The organism is Pseudomonas acericola (SeqCode) (assembly GCF_053456465.1).
On sequence record NZ_JBRFJB010000002.1, the window covers coordinates 1,231,664 to 1,257,576 of the forward strand.

The 25,913-nt window shown below is 61.6% G+C and carries 28 protein-coding genes; 7 read left to right on the forward strand and 21 right to left on the reverse strand.

Going from position 1 to position 25,913, the window contains the following annotated elements; genetic code table 11:
• Positions 1 to 63 precede the first annotated feature (63 nt).
• Positions 64 to 1,140: an ABC transporter substrate-binding protein gene (locus ACU688_RS11885; protein ID WP_448184816.1), complete on the reverse strand. Its 1,077-nt coding sequence runs from the start codon at positions 1,138 to 1,140 to the stop codon at positions 64 to 66.
• Positions 1,141 to 1,491: 351 nt separating this feature from the next.
• Here ACU688_RS11885 and ACU688_RS11890 point away from each other — a divergent pair, with 351 nt between their 5' ends.
• Entirely contained in the window at positions 1,492 to 2,205 is a 714-nt protein-coding gene (locus tag ACU688_RS11890) for a UTRA domain-containing protein (protein WP_017734819.1), read from the forward strand.
• A 105-nt stretch (positions 2,206 to 2,310) separates the two neighbouring features.
• Here the strand turns inward: ACU688_RS11890 and ACU688_RS11895 are convergent, their stop codons facing one another.
• Genes ACU688_RS11895 through ACU688_RS11930 form a run of 8 tightly spaced genes read right to left on the reverse strand, consistent with a single transcriptional unit; the run spans position 2,311 to position 8,461 of the window.
• Positions 2,311 to 3,270 (reverse strand): metal ABC transporter substrate-binding protein, encoded by a 960-nt coding sequence (locus tag ACU688_RS11895; RefSeq protein WP_448184817.1) that lies wholly within the window; start codon positions 3,268 to 3,270, stop codon positions 2,311 to 2,313.
• Positions 3,270 to 4,169 carry a metal ABC transporter permease gene (locus ACU688_RS11900; RefSeq protein ID WP_017734821.1) on the reverse strand — a complete coding sequence of 300 codons (900 nt, stop codon included), beginning with the start codon at positions 4,167 to 4,169 and terminating at the stop codon, positions 3,270 to 3,272. Before ACU688_RS11900 ends, ACU688_RS11895 begins: the two co-directional genes overlap by 1 nt.
• On the reverse strand, positions 4,166 to 4,912 hold the full coding sequence (locus ACU688_RS11905) for a metal ABC transporter ATP-binding protein (RefSeq protein ID WP_448184818.1): 747 nt from the start codon (positions 4,910 to 4,912) through the stop codon (positions 4,166 to 4,168). The genes ACU688_RS11900 and ACU688_RS11905 overlap by 4 nt, the downstream gene beginning before the upstream one ends.
• The gene (locus ACU688_RS11910; RefSeq protein ID WP_124525250.1) at positions 4,909 to 5,829 is read right to left on the reverse strand and encodes a metal ABC transporter substrate-binding protein; all 921 of its coding nucleotides are present in this window, start codon (positions 5,827 to 5,829) and stop codon (positions 4,909 to 4,911) included. Before ACU688_RS11910 ends, ACU688_RS11905 begins: the two co-directional genes overlap by 4 nt.
• Before the next feature lie 19 nt (positions 5,830 to 5,848).
• Positions 5,849 to 6,409 carry a DUF6162 family protein gene (locus ACU688_RS11915; RefSeq protein WP_448184819.1) on the reverse strand — a complete coding sequence of 187 codons (561 nt, stop codon included), beginning with the start codon at positions 6,407 to 6,409 and terminating at the stop codon, positions 5,849 to 5,851.
• On the reverse strand, positions 6,406 to 6,726 hold the full coding sequence (locus ACU688_RS11920) for a hypothetical protein (RefSeq protein ID WP_017734825.1): 321 nt from the start codon (positions 6,724 to 6,726) through the stop codon (positions 6,406 to 6,408). The genes ACU688_RS11915 and ACU688_RS11920 overlap by 4 nt, the downstream gene beginning before the upstream one ends.
• Positions 6,723 to 7,262, reverse strand: coding sequence for a PA2404 family protein (locus tag ACU688_RS11925; protein WP_448184820.1), 540 nt, complete (start codon positions 7,260 to 7,262; stop codon positions 6,723 to 6,725). The genes ACU688_RS11920 and ACU688_RS11925 overlap by 4 nt, the downstream gene beginning before the upstream one ends.
• Positions 7,259 to 8,461 (reverse strand): PepSY-associated TM helix domain-containing protein, encoded by a 1,203-nt coding sequence (locus tag ACU688_RS11930; protein WP_448184821.1) that lies wholly within the window; start codon positions 8,459 to 8,461, stop codon positions 7,259 to 7,261. Before ACU688_RS11930 ends, ACU688_RS11925 begins: the two co-directional genes overlap by 4 nt.
• 253 nt (positions 8,462 to 8,714) lie before the next feature.
• Between ACU688_RS11930 and leuC the strand changes: the two genes are divergently transcribed.
• Both leuC and leuD read left to right on the forward strand, forming a co-directional pair.
• Positions 8,715 to 10,133 (forward strand): 3-isopropylmalate dehydratase large subunit, encoded by a 1,419-nt coding sequence (gene leuC, locus ACU688_RS11935; protein WP_448184822.1) that lies wholly within the window; start codon positions 8,715 to 8,717, stop codon positions 10,131 to 10,133.
• A complete protein-coding gene (leuD, locus tag ACU688_RS11940) occupies positions 10,130 to 10,744 on the forward strand; it encodes a 3-isopropylmalate dehydratase small subunit (RefSeq protein WP_448184823.1) in 615 nt (204 codons plus the stop codon). The genes leuC and leuD overlap by 4 nt, the downstream gene beginning before the upstream one ends.
• 135 nt (positions 10,745 to 10,879) lie before the next feature.
• Here leuD and ACU688_RS11945 read toward each other — a convergent pair whose 3' ends face one another.
• The 4 genes from ACU688_RS11945 to soxR all read right to left on the reverse strand — a co-directional run bounded on the left by ACU688_RS11945 (position 10,880) and on the right by soxR (position 13,961).
• Positions 10,880 to 11,794 (reverse strand): LysR substrate-binding domain-containing protein, encoded by a 915-nt coding sequence (locus ACU688_RS11945; RefSeq protein ID WP_448184866.1) that lies wholly within the window; start codon positions 11,792 to 11,794, stop codon positions 10,880 to 10,882.
• 39 nt (positions 11,795 to 11,833) lie between these two features.
• Entirely contained in the window at positions 11,834 to 12,709 is an 876-nt protein-coding gene (locus ACU688_RS11950; protein ID WP_448184824.1) for an alpha/beta fold hydrolase, read from the reverse strand.
• Positions 12,710 to 12,895: 186 nt separating this feature from the next.
• On the reverse strand, positions 12,896 to 13,357 hold the full coding sequence (locus ACU688_RS11955; RefSeq protein ID WP_448184825.1) for a VOC family protein: 462 nt from the start codon (positions 13,355 to 13,357) through the stop codon (positions 12,896 to 12,898).
• Positions 13,358 to 13,511: 154 nt separating this feature from the next.
• On the reverse strand, positions 13,512 to 13,961 hold the full coding sequence (gene soxR, locus ACU688_RS11960) for a redox-sensitive transcriptional activator SoxR (protein ID WP_448184826.1): 450 nt from the start codon (positions 13,959 to 13,961) through the stop codon (positions 13,512 to 13,514).
• 100 nt (positions 13,962 to 14,061) lie between these two features.
• Between soxR and ACU688_RS11965 the strand changes: the two genes are divergently transcribed.
• A complete protein-coding gene (locus tag ACU688_RS11965; RefSeq protein ID WP_257783916.1) occupies positions 14,062 to 14,427 on the forward strand; it encodes an antibiotic biosynthesis monooxygenase in 366 nt (121 codons plus the stop codon).
• Here ACU688_RS11965 and ACU688_RS11970 read toward each other — a convergent pair.
• The 4 genes from ACU688_RS11970 to msuE form a co-directional block, all read right to left on the reverse strand.
• Complete coding sequence (locus ACU688_RS11970; RefSeq protein ID WP_017734835.1) at positions 14,416 to 15,519, reverse strand: sigma-54 interaction domain-containing protein; 1,104 nt, start codon at positions 15,517 to 15,519, stop codon at positions 14,416 to 14,418. The genes ACU688_RS11965 and ACU688_RS11970 overlap by 12 nt on opposite strands.
• Positions 15,520 to 15,531: 12 nt before the next feature.
• Complete coding sequence (locus ACU688_RS11975) at positions 15,532 to 16,719, reverse strand: acyl-CoA dehydrogenase family protein (RefSeq protein ID WP_448184827.1); 1,188 nt, start codon at positions 16,717 to 16,719, stop codon at positions 15,532 to 15,534.
• A 163-nt stretch (positions 16,720 to 16,882) separates the two neighbouring features.
• Positions 16,883 to 18,022: an FMNH2-dependent alkanesulfonate monooxygenase gene (gene ssuD / locus ACU688_RS11980; protein ID WP_448184828.1), complete on the reverse strand. Its 1,140-nt coding sequence runs from the start codon at positions 18,020 to 18,022 to the stop codon at positions 16,883 to 16,885.
• Between the two features lie 9 nt (positions 18,023 to 18,031).
• Positions 18,032 to 18,595, reverse strand: a complete 564-nt coding sequence (gene msuE / locus ACU688_RS11985) for an FMN reductase (RefSeq protein ID WP_448184829.1) — start codon at positions 18,593 to 18,595, stop codon at positions 18,032 to 18,034.
• A 399-nt stretch (positions 18,596 to 18,994) separates the two neighbouring features.
• On the opposite strand from msuE, the gene ACU688_RS11990 reads away from it, so the two are divergent.
• From ACU688_RS11990 to ACU688_RS12000, 3 genes are all read left to right on the forward strand, one after another.
• Complete coding sequence (locus ACU688_RS11990) at positions 18,995 to 19,264, forward strand: putative periplasmic lipoprotein (protein ID WP_448184830.1); 270 nt, start codon at positions 18,995 to 18,997, stop codon at positions 19,262 to 19,264.
• Between the two features lie 233 nt (positions 19,265 to 19,497).
• Entirely contained in the window at positions 19,498 to 20,658 is a 1,161-nt protein-coding gene (locus tag ACU688_RS11995; protein WP_448184831.1) for a cysteine desulfurase family protein, read from the forward strand.
• Between the two features lie 49 nt (positions 20,659 to 20,707).
• On the forward strand, positions 20,708 to 22,516 hold the full coding sequence (locus tag ACU688_RS12000; RefSeq protein WP_448184832.1) for an aminopeptidase P family protein: 1,809 nt from the start codon (positions 20,708 to 20,710) through the stop codon (positions 22,514 to 22,516).
• Here the strand turns inward: ACU688_RS12000 and ACU688_RS12005 are convergent.
• The 4 genes from ACU688_RS12005 to rhtA all read right to left on the reverse strand — a co-directional run bounded on the left by ACU688_RS12005 (position 22,509) and on the right by rhtA (position 25,311).
• Positions 22,509 to 23,102, reverse strand: a complete 594-nt coding sequence (locus ACU688_RS12005; protein ID WP_448184833.1) for a 2-hydroxychromene-2-carboxylate isomerase — start codon at positions 23,100 to 23,102, stop codon at positions 22,509 to 22,511. The genes ACU688_RS12000 and ACU688_RS12005 overlap by 8 nt on opposite strands.
• A 32-nt stretch (positions 23,103 to 23,134) precedes the next feature.
• On the reverse strand, positions 23,135 to 23,866 hold the full coding sequence (locus ACU688_RS12010) for an SDR family oxidoreductase (protein ID WP_448184834.1): 732 nt from the start codon (positions 23,864 to 23,866) through the stop codon (positions 23,135 to 23,137).
• A gap of 111 nt (positions 23,867 to 23,977) precedes the next feature.
• Positions 23,978 to 24,259, reverse strand: a complete 282-nt coding sequence (locus tag ACU688_RS12015; protein ID WP_448184835.1) for a hypothetical protein — start codon at positions 24,257 to 24,259, stop codon at positions 23,978 to 23,980.
• A 164-nt stretch (positions 24,260 to 24,423) separates the two neighbouring features.
• Positions 24,424 to 25,311 carry a threonine/homoserine exporter RhtA gene (gene rhtA, locus ACU688_RS12020; protein WP_448184836.1) on the reverse strand — a complete coding sequence of 296 codons (888 nt, stop codon included), beginning with the start codon at positions 25,309 to 25,311 and terminating at the stop codon, positions 24,424 to 24,426.
• Positions 25,312 to 25,913: the final 602 nt, after the last annotated feature.

The following is a 25,913-nucleotide window of genomic DNA, read 5'->3' on the forward strand; positions in this document are numbered from 1 at the left end:
TGCTGAATGTCAGACCGCTATCGCAGGCAAGCCAGCTCCCACACTGGCCGCATTTCAGGTCTGTTACTTCATCTCTACGATGACTTGCTCGTTCCACAGTTGTGGCAGTTTCTTGGAAGTCGCTTCCCAAGCATCGGCATCCTTGATCGGCTGCGGGTTGGCCTTGGTGTACTGCTCGCCCGGGATCAGGTTCTTGGCGATATCGGCCGGCAGTTTCAGGTCGGTTTCCGCACGGATCGGGCGCGCATTGCCCTTCGCCAGGTTGAGCTGGCCGGCATCGCTGAAGATGTATTCGCGGGTCAGCTTGGCGGCGTTCGGGTGCTTGGCGTGTTTGTTGATGATGGTGGTGTAGCCGGATTTCACCGAGCCATCCGACGGGATCAGCACCACGTAGTCATCCGGGTTGGCCATCTTGGCTTTGTAGCTCAGGCCGTTGAAGTCCCAGACGATGCCCACTTCGACTTCGCCTTTTTCCATTGTTTGAATGGTCGGGTTGTTCACGCCAAGACGGCCTTGCTGGGCAATCTTGGTGAAGAACTGCAAACCAGGTGCGATGTTCTTCTCGTCGCCTTTGTTGGCGATGGCAGCTGCCAGTACACCGTTGGCCGCCTGGGCCGCAGTGCTTACGTCACCGATGGAGACTTTGTATTTGCCGTTTTGCAGGTCAGCCCAGCTGGTAGGCACTTCGGAACCGTGCAGCAACTTCTTGTTGATGATGAAGGCGATGGTGCCGGTGTAGGCCAAGGCCCAGTGACCGTCTTTGTCTTTCGCCCAATCGGGCACTTGAGCCCAGGTGGTCGGTTTGTACGGCTGGGTCACGTCCTGCTTCACCGCAATCGGGCCGAAGGCCGCACCGACGTCGCCGATGTCGGCGCTGGCGTTGTCTTTTTCAGCCTTGAACTTGGCGATTTCCTGGGCCGAGCTCATGTCGGTGTCGATGTGCTTGAGGCCGTAGGTCTTGGCCAGGTCTTCCCAGGTGCCTTTCCAGTTGGCCCAGTCATCGGGCATGCCGACGCTGTTGACGGCGCCTTCTGCTTTCGCGGCGGCTTCCAAGGTTTTTAGATCGGTATCAGCGGCCATGGCGGCGGTGCACATGGCAATGGTCGAGCCTAACAGTGATGCCAGGAAAAGCTGTTTCATCCGAAGCTCCTTTGGGCGTTTTCAACGCGGCGTTTTTATGAACGTTTGCGGTGGTGTTGGTCTAGGTCAGCAATACCTGAGCCAATCTAGGCCCGGTGGATGACAGTTTCATGTCGATGTCGTTTTTAAATCGCTGATGTCGTCCAGCTCAGAGTGAGCGTAGACCATGCCCAAGTGCCCGCATTGATTGGACTTGGCCGATGTATTGCAGGGTGTTCAGCGCGAGGCAGACACGGACTGTCATCTGTCGGTCATCTGCAATGCCTAGGCTGGCAGGTAACCGCTACAGCCCGAATACAGCGCGGTTTATGCACCCGAACGGTGCTGGTCTAGTCCAGATAGGTAACGTTGATGCGTGATGAGGCAATCAAGGCGGTGACATCCATCGGCCTGGCGCTGCAAGAGCAGATCGACCACGGCCTGTTGCCGCCTGCCAGCAAACTCCCGGCCGAGCGCAAGCTCAGCGAGTTGTTTGGTACCACCCGGATTACCGTGCGGGAAGCCTTGTTACAACTGGAGGCCCAGGGCCAGATCTATCGCGAAGAACGCCGTGGCTGGTTTGTCTCGCCGCCACGGCTGGCCTATAACCTGATGCAGCGTAGCCACTTTCACGCCATGGTCAGCGACCAGGGGCGCGTGGCGTCCACCGAAGTGATCTCGGCGCGCTTGCAGCCGGCGTCGGCGGCGGTGTGTGCGTGGTTGCAGTTGCCGGCGTTGTCCAGTGTGATCCAGATCTGCCGGGGCCGGCGGATCGACGGGCGCCTGGTGTTGTATGTGGAGCACTACCTGAACCCGCAGTATTTTCCGGGGATTCTGGACTGCGACCTGAACCAGTCGATGACCGAGCTGTATGCCCGCAAGTACGACCTGCACTACGGGCGGGTGCGCTTTGAAATCGTGCCGACGTCACTGCCGGTGGAGGCTGCCGCGACGTTGCGCGTGTCGGTGGGCAGCCCGGGCTTGCGCATTGCCCGGGTCAATTATGACCAGCACCAGCGCTTGATCGACTGCGACCTGGAGTTCTGGCGGCATGATGCGATCCACGTCGGCGTGGATGTGGTGTGACCCTTGTGGCGAGGGAGCTTGCTCCCGCTGGGCTGCGTAGCGGCCCCAAAAGCTCGGGAGCGCTGCGCACTCCAGCGGGAGCAAGCTCCCTCGCCACGGTGGGGTTTAGGGTATGAGTGCCTTGAGCACCTGATCCACATTGGTTTCCAGCTCGGCCACAGGGTCTGCGCCATCCACATTCAACACCAGCAGCTGTGAGCCGCCTGCGCTGATCGCAGCTTTTACCGCCTCGCTCGGCTGGCGATGGTGCAGCACCACGGCCACGTCGTTGTCTTTCAGCTCGGCACTGAGTTTCTGCAAGGCTTCGGGCGTCCACTCGGCGTCTGGCCGCGCATCGGTGCTGATGACTTCCAGGTTCAAGCTGCTGACCAGGTACGCAAAGTGATCGCTCAGGCTGACCACGCTGAGGTTGTCGGCCTTGGCCAGCCGCGCTTCGCTATCGGCGGTGAGCTTGAGCAGGCGTTGCTTGAGGGCGGCGAGGTTGGCGTCGATCTGCGGTTTGGCGCCGGGTGCCAGGCGGCTGAGGTCGGCGGCCAGCACATCGGCCATGCGTCCCAGGTTGTTGCTCGATTGCCACGGTTGGCTGTTCAAACCATCGGCCACGCCGGGCTGCACGGCGATGCCCGGCAGGCCACCGTCCACCGGACGGGCTGCGTCCACTTCGACGATGCGGATGTTGCTGCGCCGCGCCACCGGATACAGCGGATCATCCGCCCACAGCGAGCGCAGGCCGATGGCCGCGTCCGCATCTTCGGCCAGTTTACTCAGCGCCGGGGCACCACGGCCGGTGAAATAGGACACCTGCCGCGAGCCGGGCAGGTTGGCCGGTGCGGCGCGTTCGAGTTGCACGTCGGTGCCTTTGAGCAACACTTCGGCCAAGCCATAGGTGATCGGCAACGAAGCCAACACTTTGACCGGTTTGATCGACTTGGCCTTGCTCAGCGCCGCATGGCCGAGGCCATGATTGGTTTTGAAATCATTGGCCGCAAAACCATCGGCCGCCAACGCCGAGGTGCTGATAAAGCAAGCGATGGCCAAGGCCAGTGGGCGAAAGACAGGGCGCATTATCCAAGATTCCCTTTGAGGCTGGGCACGATGCCGCGCGCGATGGCGGCGAGGGCGAAGGCGATACCGGCCATCAGGATGATCGCGGCACCGGACGGGATCGGCAGGTCGAAGATGATCGGCAGCAGGATGCCGCACAGGGTGCTGACGGTGGCGATCAGTACCGAAATCCAGAAGAAACCCTTCAGCGACTGGCTCAACAAACGCGCGGCTGCGGCCGGAATCACCAGCAATGCGCCGACGAGGATCGCGCCGATCACCTTGACCGCCGCCACGGTGATCAGTGTCACCAGGATCACGAACAGATAATCCAGGGTCTTCACTGCCACGCCACGCACGGCCGCCAGTTGCGGGTTGAAGCTGGCGAGCATGATGCGGTTGTACAGCGGCAACGCCAGGGCCATCACCAGTGAACCGACAATCGCCAGCACCAGCAGGTCGTTGCCGTTGACCGTCAACACCGAGCCAAACAGCACGTTTTCGAGGATGTGCACGTTGATCTTGCCTGCGAGGATCAGCAGCAGGCTTGCCCCCAGCGCCAGCGACACCGAGAGGAACACGCCGATCAAGGTGTCCGGCGCCAGGCCGGTGCGGTTGCGCAGGTAGTTGAGCAGGATGCCGAACAACAGGCAGTAGCCAAACAGCGCGCCGTACGGCCCGGTGTAGGGTTCGCCGAGCAAAATGCCCACGGCCACGCCGGTCAGCGCGGCATGGCCGACCGCTTCGGAGAAAAACGCAAAGCGCTTGACCACCACCAGCGTGCCCAGGCCGCCCAATACCGGGCCGATCAGCAAGCCGGCGAGCAAGGCGTTGACGACAAAACCATAGGCCAGCGCTTCCGGCAGGTACCCGGAAGAGGCCCAGCCCTGGACCATCAAGCGAAAGGCTTCATAACTCATTGCGCCGGGCTCCGAGGGTGGGTGGAGAACAGGGTCAGCAGGCGATCCGGGGTCAGCGCCTCTTTGGGCGTGGCGTCGAACAGCACGCGGCGGTTCAGGCCGGTGACGCGGTCGGCCAGGCGGCCCACGGCTTCCAGGTCGTGCTCGATCCACAGTACGGTGATGCCGGCCAGGCGCCAGTCATTGAGCAGGCGTTCGAACACCTGGATGCCGGCTTCGTCGAGGGCTGACATCGGTTCGTCCAGCACCAGCAATTGCGGGGCGGGGATCAGGCCCTGGGCCAGCAGCACACGCTGGCGCTCACCACCGGACAGCGCGCCCATGCGGCGCTTGCGCTTGTCCTGCATGCCGACGCGTTCCAGCGCATCGCCAATCGCGCCGGCGTACTGCTTGGACAGGCCAAGAAACGCCGGGCGGCGCTGGCACATGGCAGCCATGAAATCATCCACGGTCATCGGCAAGCCGCGGTCGAACTCCAAGGCCTGGGGCACGTAACCCACTGTGCCCACGCTGTTCGGCCAGTGCAGGCGCAACTGACCCTGGTGCGGTGTTTGCCCCAGCAGCGTCTTGATCAGCGAGCTTTTGCCGCCGCCGTTGGGGCCGACCAGCGCGTGGATGCTGCCCGGTTGCACCTGGAAACTCACGTCATCGAGGATCACCGTGCGGCCCAGGGTCAGCGAGACTTTGTCGAACTCGATCGTCGGGCCGACGCTGGCCACTTTCAGTTGTTCAGCCGCCGTCATGCCCCCGACTCCTGGATCGCCCGCACCACGGTGTTGAGGTTGCCGGTCATTTCCACTTCGTACTTCTCGGGCGTGTATTCGCCGTAGGAAATATGCGACAGCGGGTACAGCTTGACCCCGGATTCACGCTGGATGGTCTCGACGTAGGTGGACGGGAAATCCATCTCCGAGAAGATCACCTTCACGTCCAGGGCGCGCAGCTCATCGATGGTTTTTTTCAGTTGGCTCGGGCTCGGCTCGATACCGTGGGCCGGTTCGACCACGGCGGTGACTTCCAGGCCGAACTCACGCAGCAGGTAGTCGTAGGCCGCATGCACGGTGGCGACGCGCAGGTCCGGGTTGGGCGCGCTGGTCAGCTTGGCCAGGGCATCGGCGCGCATCTGGCGCAGGCGTTTGCCGTAGGCGCGGGCGTTCTGGGTGTAGGTCTTGGCGTTGTCCGGGTCGAGTTTGCCCAGTTCGCGGGCAATGTTGTTGACCTGGGCAATCGACGCGCTGATCGACAGGAAGGTGTGCGGGTTGACCACCTTGCCCGCACCGCGCGCCGCATTGCCGGTGGCGGCGAGCAGCGGCACGTTGGCGTTGGCTTCGATCACCGGGATGTCCGGGCGCTCGCTGGTGGCGATCATGCGGTCGGCAAAATCGTCGTGGCCGACGCCATTGAGCACGATCACATCCAGGCTGCCGATGCGCTTGATGTCATCGGCGCGCGGCTCGTAGGCATGGGGGTTGAAACCGGCGGGAATCAATGGCACCACCTCGGCCTTGTCGCCGACGATATTGCTCACATAGCTGTAGTACGGGTGCAGGGTGATGCCGATACGCAAGCGTTTAGCCGCCTCGGCATTCGCCAGCGGGGCAAGCATCAGGCTGCACAGGCCGACCAGCAACAGACGCAACAGGGGAGATGAAATAGACATGGGCAATCGGTCTTCTCGTTCAGTGACGGTGCTGGCGCGTCACGCCGGCATCGAATTGCGTGACCACTTGTTGCCAGCCGGCTGCGATCAGCGCCTGGTCAGTGAGGTCGGCGGGGGCGCTCAGGTTGGCGCTGCGGTTGAGCCATACGTCCGGCTCGGCACCGTGCACGCGCATCAGCAGCGAGCCGGCGGTGCTCGGAACCTGGCTTAAACCCAGGTAGGAGGAAGGCTCCAGCACCTGCCAGCGATGGTCGCCACGGCTGACCGAACTGGCGTCTTGGGCGAAGGGCGCGAAGCCTTCTTCGGCCAGCTGCGCCGGGGTCGGCAGGCTGCTTTGTTCCTGCTGCAACAACTGGATTTCATCCAGGGTCACCCGCAGGTCGGCGTAGATCCCTTGCTCGGCGGCGCTCAGGTCGCGGCGCGCATCCAGCTGGTGGCTGGGCAGGGCGGCGACTTCCTGGGTTTCGCCGTGCAGCGCGATGACCGAGCCGGCCACGGCCAGGATAATCAGGCACAGCAGCAGGACGTAGAGGGTTTCGTGGCCGGCCCCAGCGGGGCGTACAACCTGTGTGGTACTCATTGCGGCTGGATATCCGCTTGGTCGATTTCCACCACGTGGCCGGGGCCCGCATCAAACAGTACATAGAACTCGGCGGACGGCTTCTTGAAGGTCAGGGTAGAGTCCTGGCCGAGCTTGCCGGGTACCAGGATGGTTTCGTCGTAGCCGATCACATCCAGGGTCACGCCGGGGGCGCCGCTGCCGTCGGAAAAACCGCCGGTGCACTGGATCTGCTCGCCGGGGATTTCCTTGCATTCGCACATCGGGTTGTGGGCCAGGGCCAGGGTGCTGAAACCGGCACCGATCAACAGGGCCGCGCAGGTGCGCATCAACGTCATGGTTTAACTCCTTGCTTGTTCAGCCAGGCAATAGTGGCAGGCGAGGCCTGGCTCAGCGGGATGGAACCCTGGTGCATGCTGCCGTCCCAGCCTTCCATGGTGACCCACACTTCGGCGTCGGCCGGGGTGCGTTCCGGTATCGGCAGGGCGGCGCCCATGCGGTACGGCGTGCCAAAGAAGATCACCCCGGCGGCGCGCAGGCTGCGGGGCTTGCCGATGCGCAGGTAGGTGGCCTTGACCTGTTCGGCACAGGTGTCGCATAGGGCGGCGTTGAAGAATTTCATCGGGCCGGCCGGGTCGGGGCGCGGGCCTTCATTGCGAAACTCGGCGAGGGTCAGGCTCCAGGGGCCGACCTGCACTTCACCGGCTACCCGTTCGCCGATGCCGGTGTCGCCGCGAAACAAGGCCGCATCGGCAAAGTATTTGGGCATGAAGCCCAGGGGCACCAGTAACAGCAGGACATTGATATGGAAACGCCATTTCAGCCAAAAGGCCCGCAGCGGCGAAGGCGATACAGCAGCGACGACCTTGCTCATGAGTTGGCCTCCGAGGTTTCAGCCTGCATGGCCGGGATGGCCGCTGGCGCGCGTTGCGCCTTGGCTTCGCGCTTGAGGGCATTGAGGGTGGCCAGGGCGGTGCGTTTGGTCCAGATCAGCAGGCCGCTCAACACCATCATGCTCATGATCAGGCCGAAGAAGGCCCAGATCAGCTTGATCCACAGGCCGCCAAAGTCACCAGTGTGCAGCGGACGCATGGATTCGGTGACGAACTCCAGTTTGGAGCGGTCGGAAAGCAAGTGCGCAGCAGCGACCTCGCCGTCATACGGGTTGATCTGCGCGGTCTGGTACATCAGCGGGTACCAGCCACGGCCGCCAATCTGCAAGTGGCTGTAGGCATTGAGCGGCAGGCTGACGAAACTCGCCTCCAGCCCCGGGATGCGCTGGGTGGCGATCTTGATCGCCTCGTCCACCGGAATCATCGGCGCCGGCACGCCGGGTTGCGACATCGGCACCTTCTCCCGGGCAATCACCGGGATCACCGGCTCCGTGGAGATGGAAATCTGGTTGTCCCCCAGGATCGCGCGGATCAGGAACCAGATGCCGGTGACGGCGATCACCAGGATGAACCAGATCGACCAGATACCGCTGAGGCGGTGGAAGTCGCCCCAGAAGATCCGCGCGCCGTGGCGCACCCGCAGGGTGGGGCGCAGGAAGCCTTTCCAGAATTTCTTGTACACCACCAGCCCGGTCACCAGCGATGCCAGCAGCGGAATGCCGAGGGCCGACACCAGGTACCAGCCCCAGCTGTAGCCATTGGTGAACGGCACCAGCCACCAGCCATGCAGGGCGCGGGTAAAGGCCTGGAAGTTGAACGACGGGCTGATGCCCTGGATGGCCCCGGTGTACGGGTTGACGTACACCTCGACCGAGCGCCCGTCGGGGTAGCTGAGGTCGACGCTGAGGGCGAAATGGGATTCGTCAGGGCGGCTGATCGACTGCACGAACACCGCGGGCTCATCGCGCTTGATGGCGGCGATCACCTGGTCGTAGCTCAGCGGTTCGGCATCATCCGACGGCTTGCTTGCGCGGATGTCCGGGTTGGCCAGCCAGACGATCTCCTGGCTGACCACCGCCAAGGTGCCGGTGACGCAGACGATCAGTACAAAAAACCAGATGGGCAATGCCAGCCAGCTATGTACGAGAAACCAAAGTTTTGAACGTGACTTCTTCGACATGGGGATGCGGGTCTTGAGCGGAGGGGGCGATGGAGGCCCGGGAAAGGCCGGTCGTAGCTTTTGCTGACGCGACGGGCTGTATCTAAGTTAAGACGGATGAGAATTGGAAATCCCTAACCCGGAAATGAAAGTAAATGTTTCTGCGGCGCCCGATCGAACACGAAACATGTTCCCAGCCTTCACCCAGGTGCCGTTGATAGGGGCGTCGGGCTCCGTAGGATGGGCGCATACCGTTGCGTGAGCCCGAAGAAAAATGACCGCCAGAACCCTCTACGACAAACATATCGACGCCCACACGGTGTGCGCCCTGGATGACCAGGGCCATGTGCTGCTTTATATAGACCGCCAGGTGATCAACGAATACACCAGCCCCCAGGCATTCAGTGGCCTGCGTGAAGCCGGGCGCAAGGTGTGGCGCCCCGGCACGGCGCTGGCGGTGGTTGACCATGTAAACCCCACCACGCCTACACGCATTGCGGCGATGCCCGACGCGGGCGGGGCGCGACAGGTGTCATACCTGGCGGAGAATTGCCGGGACTTTGGCATCGAACTGCTGGACATCCTCGACAAGCGCCAAGGCATCGAACATGTGATCGCCCCGGAGCAGGGCTTTATCCTGCCGGGCATGGTGATCGCCGCCGGTGACAGCCACACCACCACCTATGGCGCCCTCGGTGCCTTCGGTTTTGGCATCGGCACCTCCGAAATCGAGCACCTGCTGGCCTCGCAGACGCTGGTCTACAAACGGTTGAAGGCGATGCGCGTGACCGTGGATGGCGCGCTGGCGCCGGGCCTGACGTCCAAGGATGTGATCATGGCGCTGATCGGCCAGATCGGCGCCTCCGGTGCCACGGGTTACGCCATCGAATTCCGTGGCTCGACTATTGATGTGCTGAGCGTCGAGGCGCGCATGACCATCTGCAACATGGCGGTGGAGGCCGGCGCGCGGGGCGCGTTCATGGCGCCGGATGAAAAGGTCTTCGCCTACCTCAAGGGCAAGCCGCGTGCGCCGCAGGGCGCGCTGTGGGAGCAGGCGCTGGTGGCCTGGCGCCAACTGCATTCGGATGCCGACGCGGTGTTCGACCGCGAAGTGCACCTCGACGCCACCACCCTGCAACCCATGGTCACCTGGGGCACCAGCCCCGACCAGGCCGCGCCCATCGGCGCCCGCGTGCCGGACCCGCAGGCGGTCAGCGACCTGATCCTGCGCCAGGACATGCGCCGCGCCCTCAACTACATGGGCCTGGAGCCCGGCATGGCGCTGAGTGACATCGTCATCAGCCATGCGTTTATCGGCTCCTGCACCAACGCACGCATCGAAGACCTGCGCGACGCCGCCCGCGTGGTGCGTGGCAAACACGTGGCCACGCATGTGCGGGCGATGATCGTGCCCGGTTCCACCGAAGTGCGCGACCAGGCCGAGGCCGAAGGGCTGGCGGCGATCTTTATCGACGCCGGCTTTGAATGGCGCCAGTCGGGCTGCTCGATGTGCCTGGCGATGAACGACGACGTGCTGGCCCCCGGCGACCGCTGCGCCTCCAGCACCAACCGCAATTTCGAAGGCCGCCAGGGCGCGGGCGCACGCACCCACCTGATGAGCCCGGCGATGGTCGCCGCTGCCGCCATCACCGGCCGCCTCACTGACATCCGCCACTTTGGAGACCGTGCATGAGCCTGCAACCCTTTACCCACGTCACCGGCAAGGCCGCGCCGATGCTGGCGGCGAATATCGACACCGACGTGATCATGCCCAAGCAGTTTCTCAAGGGCATCGACCGTAGCGGGTTGGATCGTGGGTTGTTCTTCGATCTGCGCTTTCTGGCCTCCGGCGTGCCGAACCCCGATTTCGTGCTGAACCAACCGGGCTGGCAAGGGGCGAGCTTTATGGTGGTGGGGCCGAACTTCGGTTGTGGCTCCAGCCGCGAGCATGCGGTGTGGGGCTTGCAGCAGATGGGGATTCGGGCGCTGATCGGCAGCAGTTTTGCCGGGATTTTTTATGACAACTGCCAACGTAATGGGGTGTTGTTGATTACCTTGGATGAGACGGTGTTGCAGGGGCTTGGGCAGACGGTCAGCCGGGCGGATCGGGCGCAGATCAGTGTGGATCTTGAAGCCCAGGAGATTCGCTTGGTCGATGGCCAGGTGATCCCGTTTCAGATTGATACCTTGCGCAAGACTGCGTTGTTGCTGGGGTTGGATGCGATTGGCAGCACCTTGCAGCGCAGTGACGAAATCAAGGCTTTCGAACGCCGACACCTGCAAGCCAACCCTTGGCTCAACTGACACACCTCAGTTCAAACTGTGGGAGCTGGCTTGCCTGCGATAGCGGTGTGTCAGTGACAGATGAGCAAGCTGATCCACCGCTATCGCAGGCAAGCCAGCTCCCACATTGGAACCCATTCCAAGCCAGGAATGGGGTTAGATCGACAACTGCTTGAAGTGCTCCTGCAAAAACTCCACACACGCCCGCAACTTCCCGGAATGCGCCAACCGCGTCGGGTACACCGCCCACACGTTGGCGCTCTGGGAATAGTCGTGCAGCACCTGCACCAGCGTGCCTTGCTCCAGCAACGGCTGCACATCCCACAGCGAGCGCAGCAACACGCCGCGCCCATCCAGTGCCCACTGCAACACGATCTCGCCATTGTTCGACGACAACGGCCCTCGCACGCGCACGCTGGCCGGCGCGCCGTCGCACTCCAGGTTCCAGATGCCAAACGCGTTGTCACGTTCCTTGATCACCAGGCAGTCGTGTTGCTCCAGATCACCCAACAGCTGTGGCGTGCCTTGGCGCTCTAAATAAGCGGGCGCGGCGCACAGCACCCGTCGATTACTCACCAGGCGCCGGCCGATATGTTGGCCGGGGATGTCATCGCCGACGCGGATCTCCAGGTCGAAACCTTCGTTGACGATATCCACCACGCGGTCGAACAGGTCCAGGCGGATTTCCAGCTCCGGGTACTGTTGCGCCAGCAATGAAACGGCGGGGGCCACATGGTTGCGGCCAAAGCCGAAACTGCTGCACAAGTGCAGGCGTCCGCGCGGGCTGTCATGGGCGTCGGACAGTTCATCGGACAGCTGCTGGAAGTCTTCGAGAATACGCACCGCCCAACGCTGCACCCGTTCGCCGTCTTCGGTCACGGCGATGCGTCGGCTGGTGCGGTGCAGCAGGCGGGTGGCCAGGGTGGTTTCAAGGATCTGGATGCGCTTGCTGACATAGGCCGGCGACAGCCCCAGCTCATCGGCGGCGGCCGCGAAGCCGGCCTTGCGGATCACGGTGAGGAACACCCGCAGGTCTTCGGGTAGGGGCACGGTTTCTTTCTTATTGATCATCACGAGCAGACGTGGCGGCATGAGCCGCCAGAATAGCACTCAGCGCAGGAAGGCCAGGACTTCGTCCAACAACAACTCGGGAGCTTCCTCGGCGAGGTAGTGGCCGGCGGGCAGGGCGTTGCCGCGCACGTTGGTGGCGACTTGCTGCCATTCCTTGAGCGGCTCGAAACAGCGCCCGACCGTGCCTTCGGCGCCCCACAGCACCAGCAACGGTAGGTCGAGGTGATTGCCCGCGTCGATATCGGCCTGGTCGTGCTCAAGGTCAATACCCGCCGATGCGCGGTAGTCCTCGCAGATGCCGTTGGCGGCGCCCGGCAGCTTGATGCAGCGCAGGTATTCGGCGAAAGCCTCATCGGTGAACGGCTTGAGACCGGCGCTGCGGCTGCCCATCACGCTACGCAAGTACAGCTCGGGGTTGCTCTCGATCAAGGCTTCCGGCAACGGCGCCGGGCGGATCAGGAAGAACCAGTGCCAGTAGGCGCGCGCGAAGGCTTCGTTGGTTTGCGCGTACATCGCCAGGGTGGGTGCGATATCCAGCAGCACCAGGCGTTGCACGGCGCCTGGGTGGTCCAGGGCCAGGCGATGGGCGACGCGGGCGCCACGGTCGTGGGCCAGAACCGAGAAGGTGTTGAAGCCGAGGGCGCGCATCAGTTCGACGCTGTCCCTGGCCATTTCCCGTTTTGAGTAGTTGGCGTGTTGGTCATCGGCCGGCGGCTTGCTGCTGTCGCCGTAACCGCGCAGGTCGGCGGCGACCACGGTGAAGTGTCGGGCCAATTGCTCGGCGACTTTGTGCCAGATCACGTGGGTTTGCGGGTGCCCGTGCAGCAGAAGCAGACCAGGGCCCGTGCCGCCTTTGCGGTAGCTGATGTCGACGCCGTTGACGTGGCAGCGGTCTTTCTGGAAGCCGGCGAACATGGAATGACCCCTTGTGAGAATGGCCTGCATCGTGGAATCAGTGGGTGTAGGAGGCAAGGGGCAAAGTGTGGAGGGGGTGTTCATGAAGTGTGTAGGAGCTGGCTTGTCAGGCAGGCCGAGTCGCCTGCATCGCAGGCAAGCCAGCTCCCACACAAGCCCGCTCCCACATTGGTGTTGTGTTTGTCCTTAGCCTTGCTGGAACATCTCCATGGCGCGCTGGCGAATCTGCGCTTCAGTCAAATCTTCTTTGTGAGTGGCCAGGAACCACACATGGCCGAACGGATCCTTCAGCGTGCCGGAGCGGTCACCGTAGAACTGATCCTTGGGTTCCGAGATCACGGTGCCACCTGCGGCGATGGCTTGTTTGTACTGCTTGTCGACGTCGTTCACGTAGAGATGGATGCCAACACTGGTATGGCCGTCACGCGGGCTGCCGAAGGCACTTTCATCGCAGGGCGAGCCGAGCATGATCGGCGAATCGCCGATGCGCAGCTCCGCATGGCCGACCTTGCCGTCAGGCATGTCCAGGCGCATGACTTGAATGGCGTCGAAGGCTTTTTTGTAGAAATCGATCGCTTCGGCGGCTTTTTCAACGCCTAGATACGGCGTAATGCTGTGAAAGCCCTCGGGGATAGGTTTGACGCTCATTTCGTTCTCCTTGGGTGGTGGTTTTGGAGGGACGGCTTTTTCACTATAGCTACGCAGATAGAATGTGCTGACTTGTCAGGCAGACCGAGTCGACTGCATCGCAGGCAAGCCAGCTCCCACACAAGCCAGCTCCCACATTGATCGGGTTTACACGTCAGGAGAGTGGGGTGGGCTCTAGAAGCTGCGCCCCCGGCCCACGCTCTCCCAACTGATCATCCTGATTGCGCAGCGGGCACGCCTCCAGCGACAAACAGCCACACCCGATACAACCATTGAGCTTGTCGCGCAGCAGCAACAATTTGTTGATGCGCTCATCCAAATCCTCGCGCCACAGCGCCGATAGGCGTTCCCAATCCTTGGCCGTCGGCGTGCGCCCGTCCGGCAGTGTTTGCAGCGCCTCGCCAATCGTCGCCAGGGGAATTCCCAGGCGCTGGGCGATCTTGATCACCACCACCCGCCGCAACACATCTCGCGGATAGCGCCGCTGATTGCCCGCGTTGCGATTGCTGTTGATCAGCCCCTTGTTCTCGTAGAAATGCAGCGCCGTCACCGCTACACCGCTGCGCGCCGCCAGTTGGCCGACGGTGAGTTCCTTGTTGATCATGCAAAAACCCCTAACAGTGCTTGACCTTGACTTAACTAGAGGTTTTACCCTGCGTGGCATCGGATCGCAAGATTCTGCCTACAGAGAAAGGGGAGTGTTCATGCAGGTATCAGAGAAGAATCGCAGCTTCACTCAATTGATCGAATTTCAGATCGAACCCCGGCAGCAAGTCGCCCTGGTGGCGGCGTTGAGCACGCAAAGCGAGCGATTGGCGCAAGGCCATGGCGGTTTTATCAATGCGAGTGTGCAGGTCAGCGACGATGGGCGGCGGGTGCTCAATTACCTGCAATGGCGCTCCCGTGAGGACGGCGAGGCGGCGTTTAAATGCTTTGAGCATGGCGAGGAAGATTTCTGGACACTGATCCGCGCCCACCAGGCCACGGCCGTGACCTTCGGTTCGTTCCAGGTGCTGCGCAGTTTCGAGCGCAGCCATGACAACGCCTTGCACTGCCGCCTAGATGGATAAGTGCAACATGCGCTCGCCTTGCAGGTTTTCGCCGGGGCGACGCTTGTTCACCGCCAGTTCGCCGATTTTGATCAGCCGCGTGCGCGTGACGTTGCGGCTCAGGCCCAGCAGGTTGGCGGTGTGTACCTGGTTGTAATGACTGAAGCGGTAAGCGGCACGCAGCAGCGCATCTTCGACTTTTTCATGCAGGGCGCCGGCCTGTTCTTCGAAGAGTTTCTGAAAGGCACGTTCCAGCAACGCTGCGGCGCTGTTGTCGGTGCCGTGCCCGCTGTCGTCCTGGCGCTCGATGCGCAGGTTGGACAGGCGCAGGTCATCCCGTTCGATCACGCCGTTGCGGCAGATCAGCAGGGTGTGGTGAATCACGTTTTCCAGCTCGCGGATATTGCCCGGCCAGCTGTAGCTTTTCAGCTTGTGTTCGGCCTCGCGGCTGATGGTGATCGGGCCGTAGCCGAGGCGCTGGCTGTAGGCCTCGATGAAATGCCGGGTCAGCGGCAGGATATCGCCGGGACGCTCGCGCAGCGGGCTGAGCTCCAGGCTGACCACGTCGAGGCGGTAATACAGGTCTTCGCGGAAATGCCCGGCATTGATCGCCTTCTCTAACTGCACGTTGGTTGCGGCGAGTACGCGCACGTCAATCGGAATGCTCTTACGTGAACCCAGGCGTACGACTTCGCGCTCCTGTAGGACGCGCAGCAGTTTGACCTGGATAGCCATCGGCAAGTCGCCGATTTCATCGAGGAACAAGGTGCCGCCGTCCGCCTCTTCGAACCAACCGGCCTTGGCGCTGAGGGCGCCGGTGAAGGCGCCTTTTTCGTGGCCGAACAGTTCGGCCTCTACCAACGATTCGGAGAACGCCCCGCAGTTCACCGCCACGAATGGCCGGTTGCGTCGCGCGCTGAGGTTGTGGATATGCCGCGCCACCAACTCTTTACCGGTGCCGGTCTCGCCGATGATCAACACGCTGGCTTCGCTGGGCGCGACTTGCTGGATGTGGTCGAGCAGCGCCTGGGATTTCGGGTCTTCGAAGACCTGGGCGGTGGCGCGGATCGAGGTCGCAAGGGCGGGCGAGGGCGGTAGGGTTAATAGCTGCATGGGCACCTCTTCTCAGGAGTAGAACGTCGGAATGGGCAGGGAGTGGTTCAACGCCCAGTCCCCCAGTTCGTGGAGCTTGTAGTCCAGCGGATCGTGCAGGGTTTGGGTGCGCAGGTTGCGCCAGTGGCGGTCCAGGCGCAGCGACGCATGGGTGGAGCGCGCGCCGGTGACTTCAAACAGGCGGCTGCACAGCTCCAGGCCCTGGCGGGTGGCGGCGACTTTGGCGGTGGCGATGGCAATCGCCAGTTGGCCGCGCTCGTGCTCGCTGAGGTTGGGGCCCTTGGCCCACGCCTGGTCGAGCAACTCGGCGGCGCGCTCGACCAACAGGCGCACGCCTTCTAGCGCCACCCAGAACTCGCCGTAGTGATGCAGCACGTACGGGTCGTTGCGTACGTCGATGGCGGAGGATTTATGCCAGGCGCGGGTTTCGGTGAGGGTGTAGTTGCGCGCTTCTTCAAAGGCGCCTTCGGCAATGCCGAGAAACATATGCGTGAAGGTTAACTGCGCGATCAACGGGCGCAGGCAGGCAAACGGTGTGCTCAGTGGGCCGGGGTCGAGCAGCAGCTCTGATTCTTCGACGCGCACCCGCTCGAAGCTGGCGCTACCGCTGTCGGTCTGTCGCTGGCCGATGTTGTTCCAGTCATTGTGCAAGGTGATGCCGCTGCGCCCGCTTGGGATGGCGGCGATCAGCAGTTTGCCGCCAGCGCTTTCATCCACCGCCGAAGCGATGAGCATCTCCGAGTCGCTGGCGCCGGAGCAGAAGCTCTTTTTGCCGGAAAATTCGCGCCAGCCGCCGAAGTCCTTGACCACCGTGCGCGTGTCCAGCGGGTTGAGGGCGTTGCCCCAGAACCAGTTCTTGCGCGCGGTCTGTTCGAACCAGGGTTGCCATTGGTCCGGGCGTGAAAACAGGCGCACGGTGGCGAGCATCAAGTGATGGAAGCCGAAGACGTGGGCGATGGAACTGTCGACCTTGGCGAATTCGCGCACGATGCCGAGGGTGTCGCTCCAGCGTGCGCCGAGGCCGCCGTATTGAGTAGGAATGCTCAGGGCCAGCAGGCCGCTGTGACGCAGTGCATCACGTTCGGCTTTGGGCGTGCCGCCGCGTTCGTCGCGTTCGACGGCGCTGAGGGCGAATTCGGCGGCCAGCAGTTTGGCGGTCTGCAAGGGGGAGGGCAGGACGCTGTGGGGTTTGGCTGTCACGCGGTGTTCCTCATTTTTTATCTGGCAATGAAGGGCAAATGTGGGAGCGGGCTTGTGTGGGAGCTGGCTTGCCTGCGATAGCATCACCCTGGTGTGCTTGATACACCGAGGTGCCTGCATCGCGGGCAAGCCCAGCTCCCACATAAAACAGGTCCCGTCGCCTTTAGGCTTTGGCCGGCAACACATCATTGGCAATCATTTCGCCAAACGGCCCAGTGAGGTTGGTGATACCGCGCCCGGCCAGGCTGGCGTACGGCTCCGGCAGCAGTGGGAACACCAGCTCGGCAAAACGATAGGCCTCTTCCAGGTGCGGGTAGCCGGAGAAAATGAAGCTCTCGATCCCCAGGTCCGCGTATTCCTTGATGCGCGCGGCCACTTGCTGCGGGTTGCCCACCAGCGCGGTACCGGCGCCGCCGCGCACCAGGCCGACACCGGCCCACAGGTTGGGGGCGATCTCCAGGTTGTCGCGGCGCCCGTCATGCAGCGCGGCCATGCGGCGCTGGCCTTCGGAGTCAAAACGCGAGAAGGATTTTTGCGCGGCGGCGATGGTTTCATCGCTGATGTGTTCGATCAGTTTGTCGGCGGCTTTCCAGGCGTCTTCCTCGGTCTCGCGCACGATCACATGCAGGCGAATGCCGAATTTCACCGTGCGGCCGTGACGAGCCGCGCGCTCACGCACATCGGCGAGTTTTGCAGCGACGGCGGCGGGCGGCTCGCCCCAGGTCAGGTACACATCCACCTGTTCGGCGGCGAGGTCGTGGGCAGCGTCTGAGGAACCGCCGAAGTACAGCGGCGGATACGGCTTCTGCACCGGTGGGTAAAGGGCCTTGGCGTTCTGCACCCGCAGGTGTTTGCCTTCGAAATCGACCGATTCGCCCTGCAACACGCGGCGCCAGATCTTGAGGAATTCGTCGGAGACTTCGTAGCGTTCGCTGTGGTCGAGGAAACTGCCGTCGCCACGGTTTTCGTCGGGGTCGCCGCCGGTCACCACGTTGATCAGCAAGCGGCCGTTGGACAGGCGATCCAGGGTAGCGGCCATGCGTGCGGAAACCGTGGGCGAAATGATGCCCGGACGGATCGCCACCAGGTAGCGCAGGCGTTCGGTGAGCGGCACCAGCGCCGAGGCGATGACCCAGGAGTCTTCGCACGAGCGCCCGGTAGGAATCAGCACGCCGTAGTAACCGAGGCTGTCAGCGGCTTGTGCGACTTGCTTCAGGTAGTTGAGGGTGACGGGCCGCGCACCTTGGGTGGTGCCCAGGTAATGGCCGTCGCCGTGTGTTGGCAGAAACCAGAAAACATCCATGACAAATCCTTAAGCGATTTTCAGCAGAGAGGGGGAGTGCGAAGCGAACAAAGGCGCTGCGCGTTCTGCCGCAAGGCGGATACGGCCCTTCAAGGGCTCACTGGTTATTTGGTAATCGGTGAAATCGGCTTCGGTGGCGTACACGCCGATCGGCAAGGTCAGCGCCTGGAAGAAGCTGAACAGCGGGCGCAGTTGGTGATCGAGGACCAGTGCGTGGCGTTCGCTGCCGCCTGTTGCTGCCAACAGCACTGGGGTGTTGATCAGGGCGTTGAGGCCGACGAGATCAAACAGATGCTTGAGCAGGCCTGGGTAGGAACCGCGATAGACCGGTGCGGCGACGATCAGCAGGTCGGCCTGTTCGATGGCCAACAGTTGTGCTTCGACCTCGGCGGGTAATTCATCACGGGAGAGGGCGCCGCCTAATGGCCGGGCAATGTCGCCCAGTTCAATCAAGGTGGTCTGGATCGGCAGCAAGGTGGCCAGTTCAGCCAGCACCGCTTGGGTCAAGACGAGGGTACGGGACGGGCGCCAGGTTCCGCCGGAGAGGGCAACGACATTCAGGGGACGGGTCATGAACAGTTCCTTTTTCAACAGGGGTTCGTAGCAAGTCGGTGCAACGTGTTGAGCAAGAGCTGTACCAATGGCGGCGGGCCTTGATTGGCGTGGGCTGTGGGCTCTCGGCCGAAAAGTGCAGGTGTTGTCTGCCTGATGAATTGTTGAATGGCTGTTGCCAGGGCAACAGTTGCGCGGCGAACAGTTGTGATTCGGTGTGTGGCCATTTATAGAGGGTTAGGTTTATTCCGTAAATGAACGTATTTCCATATTTATAGATCATAAAGAAATATACAGGGGCGACTATTGAAGGTGCCTCGAGGGCTGATAGCGACTATCACGGGAGGTGATTTTTCAGCTTTGAAACACGGGAGTAGCCTGTGTTCATTGACTTGAAGCCCACTTTGCAGAGCCGCCGCCATGAACCGATTCCTTGTTGTTTGCTTGTTGCTTGTCACCGCCGTCCTCGCTGGATGTGCGACCCATCCGTCCCCTGAGTTGCGCCCGTACTCGGCAGAAGAAAGCAAACAGTTGGCGCTGGAAGCGTTGAGCCGTCGCGGTTTGTCGTTTGATGAATACCAACAGCAGCGCGCCGCGCTGACTGGCCAGCCACAGAAGCCGTTCGGCTTTGATCGCAGGGGCGAGATGAACGCCGAACGCAGCGTGACCCTGCATGGTCGGCCTAGTTGAGTGCGGTGGTGGCAGTGAAGAGCCCGAGGATTTCTTTAAGAAACCTCGGGCTTTTTGTTTTCCATGGCGCGACTTCAGCCTGTTAAGCTGAATTTCAGGAGCGTTCCTACGCACATTTACCTAAAGTGGTCCTTTTTTAATGGCATTCGATCGGTTAAACCTGACGACCTCTGTCCCGGTCGATGCCCCTGAGACGCTGCTCTCGGGAACCTGCTCTGCGAGTCTTTAATGTCATGAATAAACGTCCGTTGTATTTCGACTACGCCGCCACCACGCCGGTGGATGAGCGGGTTATCCAGGTCATGGTTGAGTGCCTGGGTTTCAACGCCAATTTCGGCAACCCTGCGTCCAGTTCCCACGCGTTCGGCCAGGCGGCCCGGCAAACGGTTGAACAGGCGCGTCATCAGGTGGCCGAGTTGGTCGGCGCCCAGGCTGAGCAGATCGTCTGGACTTCCGGTGCCACCGAATCCAACAACCTCGCCATCAAGGGTGTGGCCCAGGCGCGGGGCGTGGCGGGTGGGCATATCATCACCAGCCAGATCGAGCACAAGGCCACGCTGGATACCGCGCGGCAACTGCAGGAAGCGGGCGTGGCCGTGACTTACCTGGTGCCGGACGCCGATGGGCTGATCACGGCCGACGCGGTCAGCGAAGCGTTGCGTGAAGACACCTTCCTGGTGTCGTTGATGTTGGTGAACAACGAACTGGGGACCCTCAACGACATTCCGGGCATTGGCGCGCGGGTGCGTGAACATGGCGCGTTGTTGCATGTGGATGCGGCGCAGGGTGCGGGCAAGGTGGCAATCGACCTGGCGCAATGGCCGGTGGACTTGATGTCGTTTTCGGCCCACAAGCTGTACGGCCCCAAGGGCATCGGCGCGTTGTACGTCGGGCCGCGGGCGCAGCAGAAGGTGTTGGCGCAGATCCACGGCGGCGGTCACGAAGGTGGTTTGCGCTCCGGTACCCTGGCGACCCATCAGATTGCTGGCATGGGCACGGCGTTCGCCCTGGCGGCGGCAGCTTTTGTTGAAGAGAAGGCCGTCATCGTCGCCTTGCGCCAGCGCCTGCTGGATCAATTGGAAGGCGTTGCGGGTGTGCGCCTCAATGGCAGCGCGACACAGCGGATTCCCCATACGCTGAGCCTCACTTTCGGTGAGGGTGAATTCAATGCAGCGGCGTTGAGCGCGGGGCTCGCGTTTTCGGCGACCTCGGCGTGCAATTCGGCAAGCAATGCACCGTCCCACGTGCTGCTGGCGTTGGGGCATGACGCGCGCAGTGCCGGTCGCACCATTCGCTTGAGCCTGGGGCGGTTTACTACCGAGCAGGATATCGACCAGGCCGCACAGTTGATCAAGGCGGCATTGGCCAGTGCACCGGCGTTCTGGGCGGTCTGATCCATTTTTCGCAACACATAATAATTATTCGTGGTTAGCAGGAGACACAATGAGTACGCAGCCCTTGACCCATGGAACGGTTCCCCAGCGCCTGGCGCAGACCCGCGAACTGATGCGCCGCGAGGGCATTCATGCCCTGCTGGTGCCGTCGGCCGACCCGCACTTGTCCGAGTATTTGCCGGGCTACTGGCAGGGGCGCCAATGGTTGTCGGGGTTTCATGGTTCGGTGGGTACGCTGATTGTCACTGCGGACTTCGCCGGCGTATGGGCAGATAGCCGCTACTGGGAACAGGCGACCAAGGAACTCAAGGGCAGCGGTATCGAGTTGGTGAAGCTGCAGCCGGGCCAACCCGGGCCGCTGGAATGGCTGGCCGAGCAAACACCGGAAGGCGGTGTGGTGGCGGTGGATGGCGCGGTAATGGCCGTGGCTTCGGCGCGTACGCTCGGTGGCAAACTCGCGGAACGCGGCGCACGCCTACGTACCGATATCGACGTGCTGAACGAAGTCTGGCAAGACCGCCCGACGTTGCCCAACCAGCCGATCTATCAACACCTGCCGCCGCAGGCCACCGTCAGCCGTGGCGAGAAGCTCGCCGCACTGCGCGCCAGCCTGAAAGAGAAGGGCGCCGACTGGCACTTTATCGCCACCCTGGATGACATCGCGTGGCTGTTCAACCTGCGTGGCGCCGATGTGTCGTTTAACCCGGTGTTTGTGTCCTTTGCATTGATCAATCAACAACAGGCCACGTTGTTTGTGGCACTGAGTAAAGTCGATGCAGCGCTGCGCGCGGTGCTGGAGCAGGACGGCGTCACCCTGCGTGATTACAGCGAAGTGGCGGATGCTTTGCGCGCGGTGCCAGCGGGCACCAGTGTGCAGGTCGACCCGGCGCGCGTCACGGCGGGGCTGCTGGAAAATCTTGATGTCGGCGTCAAGCTCGTGGAAGGGCTGAACCCGACGACGCTGGCCAAATCGCGCAAGAGCCTGGCCGACGCGGAACACATCCGCCAGGCCATGGAGCAGGACGGTGCGGCGTTGTGTGAATTTTTCGCCTGGCTGGACAGTGCGTTGGGCCGCGAACGGATCACCGAGCTGACCATCGATGAGCACCTGACGGCGGCGCGCACTCGTCGCCCGGGTTATGTGTCGCTGAGTTTCAATACCATCGCCGCGTACAACGCCAACGGTGCGATGCCGCACTATCACGCCACCGAAGAAGAGCATGCGCTGATCGAAGGTGATGGCTTGTTGCTGATCGACTCGGGTGGCCAGTACCTGGGTGGTACCACGGACATCACGCGGATGGTGCCGGTCGGTACGCCGAGTGACGAGCAGAAGCGCGATTGCACGCGGGTGCTCAAGGGCGTGATCGCCTTGTCCCGTGCGCATTTCCCCAAGGGCATCCTGTCGCCATTGCTGGACGCCATCGCCCGCGCGCCGATCTGGGCCGAGGGTGTGGACTACGGCCACGGCACGGGCCACGGTGTAGGTTATTTCCTCAACGTGCATGAAGGCCCACAGGTGATCGCCTACCAGGCCGTGGCTGCGCCGCAAACGGCGATGCAGCCGGGCATGATCACGTCGATCGAGCCGGGTACTTACCGTCCGGGGCGTTGGGGTGTGCGTATCGAGAACCTGGTGTTGAACCGCGAAGCGGGCAAGACCGAGTTTGGTGAGTTCCTCAAGTTTGAAACCCTGACCTTGTGCCCGATCGACACCCGTTGCCTGGAACCGTCGCTGCTGACGGCGGACGAGCGTGAATGGTTCAACGCTTACCACGCCGAAGTGCGCGAGCGCCTGAGCCCGTTGCTCAACGGCGCTGCGCTTGAATGGTTGCAGGTGCGTACGGCGGCTATTTGATCAAGGCTTCGCGCACAAACTCCAGACGGTCCTGACCGAAGAACAGCTGATTGCCTACAAACAGGCTGGGTGCGCCGAACACGCCGCGTTGAACGGCTTGTTCGGTTTTGTTCTTTAGGGCGGTCTTTACGCTTTCGTCATTGGCGAGGGCCAGGACCTCCTCTGGATCAAAGCCGTGCTCGGTCAGGACTTTGGCAACGACGGCTGGATCACCCAGATGAAGGCCTTCTACCCAGAGGGCGCGGAACAGGCAATCGACAAAATCGTCGAAGCGTTCAGGCTGACGCATTTGGATACCGGTGACCGCACGCATCAGCACTAGGGTGTTGATCGGGAAGTGCGGGTTGAACCTGAGGGTGACCTGGTAGCGCTGGGCGTATCGAGCCAGGTCGTCGAACATGTAGCGGCCCTTGGCAGGGACGGTGATGGGGGAAGCATTGCCGGTGGCTTTGAATACCCCGCCCAGCAGCATGGGCTGGTACACCAGTTCGGTCGCGGTTTCGGCGCACAGTGCCGGCAGTTGGGTATACGCCAGATAGCTGGCGGGGCTGCCGAGGTCGAAGAAGAACTCCAGGGTTTTGCTCATGGCTGATGCTCTCTGCTTATTGTTATAGGGGCTTACCAGGGTTCATTCCAGGGGCGCAGGTCCAGTTCGAACGTCCACGCGTCGCGTGGCTGGCTGTGCAGGTACCAATAGTTGTCGGCAATGTGCTCGGGGTTGAGAATGCCGTCCTGGTCCTTGAGGGCGTATTTCTGCGGGAAATTGTCACGAATGAAGTCGGTGTCGATGGCGCCATCAACCACCACATGGGCTACGTGGATATTCCTCGGGCCCAATTCCCTCGCCATGCTCTGCGCGAGGGCGCGAATGCCATGCTTGGCCCCGGCGAATGCGGCAAAGCCTGCGCCGCCCCTTAGTCCTGCGGTAGCACCGGTGAACAGGATCGTGCCTCGGTTGCGGGTGACCATGCGTTTGGCGACTTCGCGCGCATTGAGGAACCCGGAGAAGCAGGCCATCTCCCAGATCTTGAAATACTTGCGTGCAGTTTCTTCGAGGATGCTGCAGGGGACGTTGGCGCCGATGTTGAAGACGAACGCTTCGATGGGGCCCAGCTCGGTTTCGATCTGTTCGACCAATGCGATCACGTCATCTTCCTTGCGTGCATCGCAGGCAAAGCCATGGGCTTCGCCGCCTGCGGATCGGATGCTGTCTACCAAGGGCTGCAATTTGTCCGCGCTGCGGCGGGTGACACAAGCGACATAGCCCTCGCGGGCGAAGCGTTTGGCAATGGCGCCACCGGTGGCATCACCGGCGCCCACTACCAATACGATTTTCTTGTTGTGCGTCATGGGAACTCCGTTGGCTCGATAGTCGAGCAGGAGTCTAGACGCAGCGCCGCGAAGGGCTCGGTTTGTCGCAGGAATTAAGTCTGAGCAGTCGGGAGGTGACTGCTCGGGCGATTATTTGCAGATGACGATCATGCTACGGCTGGTGTAGCCGGCAGGGTTGAGGCCGAAGGGGTAGTCCCCCGGTTCCTCGGAGTTGTCACCGGACTTGGCGATAACCCGGTAGCCTTTGGCGCCGCAGGAGTTGGTAGCACTGGTGTAGCACTGGTCCCAAGAGGACGACAGGCCGGAACAGTTGATATGCAGCCCTTTCTTGCCCCGTTTTACTTCTGTTTTAGTGGTCGCGGCACAGCCAGCAATGGCCAGGACCATCAACAGTATCAAAATTCGCTTCATTCCTATCCTTAATAGCCGCTTCGCAATACTAGAAGCAGGCTCTACTCGCTCTCGAGTGTAGCGTTCGCGCTGTCCCTGTCGGAAATCTCCATGAATGACATTCGTTTACGGCTTAAACATGGCCTAAATGAGCGCTAAATACCAGAGCTACCTGCAAAGATGCCTCAATCTGCCGCAACCAGTGGCTTTGACTCGCTGCGCATGGTCAGCGTGGCGCCGACGGAGGCCAGGATGATGCAGGTGATGGCCAGCCATTGTGCCAGCGATAGGTGTTCTTGCAGGAAGAGCAGGCCAGAGAGTGCGCCGAAAGCGGGCTCAATACTCATGAGGGTGCCGAAGGTGCGGGCGGGGAGGCGAGTCAGTGCAACCATCTCCAGGGTGTAGGGCAAGGCCGTGGACAGAATGGCGACGCCGATGGCAACGGGGATCAGAGCGGGGGTCAGCAATGCGGCGCCGGCATGGACGATACCGATTGGCGCAATAAACAAGGCGGCGATCATCACACCCAATGCGGCGGTCTGGACGCCGTTGTCGTTGCCGGCTTTTTGCCCGAACAGGATATAGAGCGCCCAGCAGACGCCAGCGCCCAGTGCATAGGCGGCGCCGATCAAGTCGATGCCGTGGCTGGCCTCTCCCATGGGGATCAACAGCAGCAGGCCGACGATTGCCAGGCCAATCCACAGGAAGTCGACGGCTCGTCGCGATGCGTAGATGGCAACGGCGAGCGGCCCGGTGAACTCTAGCGCCACGGCGATCCCCAGCGGGACTGTGCGCAACGACATATAGAAGAGGAAGTTCATACCACCCAGGGCGATGCCGTAAATGACCACGGTGCGCAGCGACTTTGCCGTCAGCTTGGCGCGCCATGGCCGTAATAGAAGCAGCATGATCACGCTGGCGAAAACCAGGCGCAGGGTTGTGGTGCCCTGTGCTCCGACAATAGGAAACATGCTTTTGGCCAGTGAAGCGCCGGATTGAATTGACGCCATGGCGATCAGCAGCAGGCCGACAGGAAACAATGCCGAGGCCAGGCTGCGGGGGGAGGTGGTCATTGGGGTGTTCGTCCGAGGTCATATTTAGAGAAGCATTGGGCGCTATGATGCTTAACTGTTTGTGGTTGGGCAATATATTGCTCATTTATCTTGGTGTAGCTCTTCTATATAGAGGGAATGTCGATGGTTTGCCTTGTTTGATAGAAAAACCAAATTAACGGTTGACGGCAGATTCCAGATGTCTATAATTCGCCCCACTTCCGGCGCAGTCGAAACGGAAAACTCCTTGGTAAACAATGAGTTATGTAGGTTTCGGCAGTGGGTTGCTTCAGTTTATCGAAGTGATCAGGAAGTTGAAAAAGAGGTGTTGACAGCAGCGTGTAACGCTGTAGAATTCGCCTCCCGCTGATGAGAGATCTGAAGCGCAAGTGGTTGAAGTTGTTGAAGAATTCTTCGAAAGCTTCTGAAAATAATCACTTGACAGCAAATGAGGCTGCTGTAGAATGCGCGCCTCGGTTGAGACGAAAGATCTTAGCCAACCGCTCTTTAACAACTGAATCAAGCAATTCGTGTGGGTGCTTGTGGAGTCAGACTGATAGTCAACAAGATTATCAGCATCACAAGTTACTCCGCGAGAAATCAAAGATGTAACCAACGATTGC

What these genes read in the sequence shown, in the direction of transcription:
- ACU688_RS11885 (WP_448184816.1), bottom strand. Translation starts at nt 1,140, where the DNA reads ATGAAACAGCTTTTCCTGGCATCACTGTTAGGCTCGACCATTGCCATG.
- ACU688_RS11890 (WP_017734819.1), top strand. Translation starts at nt 1,492, where the DNA reads ATGCGTGATGAGGCAATCAAGGCGGTGACATCCATCGGCCTGGCGCTG.
- ACU688_RS11895 (WP_448184817.1), bottom strand. Translation starts at nt 3,270, where the DNA reads ATGCGCCCTGTCTTTCGCCCACTGGCCTTGGCCATCGCTTGCTTTATC.
- ACU688_RS11900 (WP_017734821.1), bottom strand. Translation starts at nt 4,169, where the DNA reads ATGAGTTATGAAGCCTTTCGCTTGATGGTCCAGGGCTGGGCCTCTTCC.
- ACU688_RS11905 (WP_448184818.1), bottom strand. Translation starts at nt 4,912, where the DNA reads ATGACGGCGGCTGAACAACTGAAAGTGGCCAGCGTCGGCCCGACGATC.
- ACU688_RS11910 (WP_124525250.1), bottom strand. Translation starts at nt 5,829, where the DNA reads ATGTCTATTTCATCTCCCCTGTTGCGTCTGTTGCTGGTCGGCCTGTGC.
- ACU688_RS11915 (WP_448184819.1), bottom strand. Translation starts at nt 6,409, where the DNA reads ATGAGTACCACACAGGTTGTACGCCCCGCTGGGGCCGGCCACGAAACC.
- ACU688_RS11920 (WP_017734825.1), bottom strand. Translation starts at nt 6,726, where the DNA reads ATGACGTTGATGCGCACCTGCGCGGCCCTGTTGATCGGTGCCGGTTTC.
- ACU688_RS11925 (WP_448184820.1), bottom strand. Translation starts at nt 7,262, where the DNA reads ATGAGCAAGGTCGTCGCTGCTGTATCGCCTTCGCCGCTGCGGGCCTTT.
- ACU688_RS11930 (WP_448184821.1), bottom strand. Translation starts at nt 8,461, where the DNA reads ATGTCGAAGAAGTCACGTTCAAAACTTTGGTTTCTCGTACATAGCTGG.
- leuC (WP_448184822.1), top strand. Translation starts at nt 8,715, where the DNA reads ATGACCGCCAGAACCCTCTACGACAAACATATCGACGCCCACACGGTG.
- leuD (WP_448184823.1), top strand. Translation starts at nt 10,130, where the DNA reads ATGAGCCTGCAACCCTTTACCCACGTCACCGGCAAGGCCGCGCCGATG.
- ACU688_RS11945 (WP_448184866.1), bottom strand. Translation starts at nt 11,794, where the DNA reads ATGATCAATAAGAAAGAAACCGTGCCCCTACCCGAAGACCTGCGGGTG.
- ACU688_RS11950 (WP_448184824.1), bottom strand. Translation starts at nt 12,709, where the DNA reads ATGTTCGCCGGCTTCCAGAAAGACCGCTGCCACGTCAACGGCGTCGAC.
- ACU688_RS11955 (WP_448184825.1), bottom strand. Translation starts at nt 13,357, where the DNA reads ATGAGCGTCAAACCTATCCCCGAGGGCTTTCACAGCATTACGCCGTAT.
- soxR (WP_448184826.1), bottom strand. Translation starts at nt 13,961, where the DNA reads ATGATCAACAAGGAACTCACCGTCGGCCAACTGGCGGCGCGCAGCGGT.
- ACU688_RS11965 (WP_257783916.1), top strand. Translation starts at nt 14,062, where the DNA reads ATGCAGGTATCAGAGAAGAATCGCAGCTTCACTCAATTGATCGAATTT.
- ACU688_RS11970 (WP_017734835.1), bottom strand. Translation starts at nt 15,519, where the DNA reads ATGCAGCTATTAACCCTACCGCCCTCGCCCGCCCTTGCGACCTCGATC.
- ssuD (WP_448184828.1), bottom strand. Translation starts at nt 18,022, where the DNA reads ATGGATGTTTTCTGGTTTCTGCCAACACACGGCGACGGCCATTACCTG.
- msuE (WP_448184829.1), bottom strand. Translation starts at nt 18,595, where the DNA reads ATGACCCGTCCCCTGAATGTCGTTGCCCTCTCCGGCGGAACCTGGCGC.
- ACU688_RS11990 (WP_448184830.1), top strand. Translation starts at nt 18,995, where the DNA reads ATGAACCGATTCCTTGTTGTTTGCTTGTTGCTTGTCACCGCCGTCCTC.
- ACU688_RS11995 (WP_448184831.1), top strand. Translation starts at nt 19,498, where the DNA reads ATGAATAAACGTCCGTTGTATTTCGACTACGCCGCCACCACGCCGGTG.
- ACU688_RS12000 (WP_448184832.1), top strand. Translation starts at nt 20,708, where the DNA reads ATGAGTACGCAGCCCTTGACCCATGGAACGGTTCCCCAGCGCCTGGCG.
- ACU688_RS12005 (WP_448184833.1), bottom strand. Translation starts at nt 23,102, where the DNA reads ATGAGCAAAACCCTGGAGTTCTTCTTCGACCTCGGCAGCCCCGCCAGC.
- ACU688_RS12010 (WP_448184834.1), bottom strand. Translation starts at nt 23,866, where the DNA reads ATGACGCACAACAAGAAAATCGTATTGGTAGTGGGCGCCGGTGATGCC.
- ACU688_RS12015 (WP_448184835.1), bottom strand. Translation starts at nt 24,259, where the DNA reads ATGAAGCGAATTTTGATACTGTTGATGGTCCTGGCCATTGCTGGCTGT.
- rhtA (WP_448184836.1), bottom strand. Translation starts at nt 25,311, where the DNA reads ATGACCACCTCCCCCCGCAGCCTGGCCTCGGCATTGTTTCCTGTCGGC.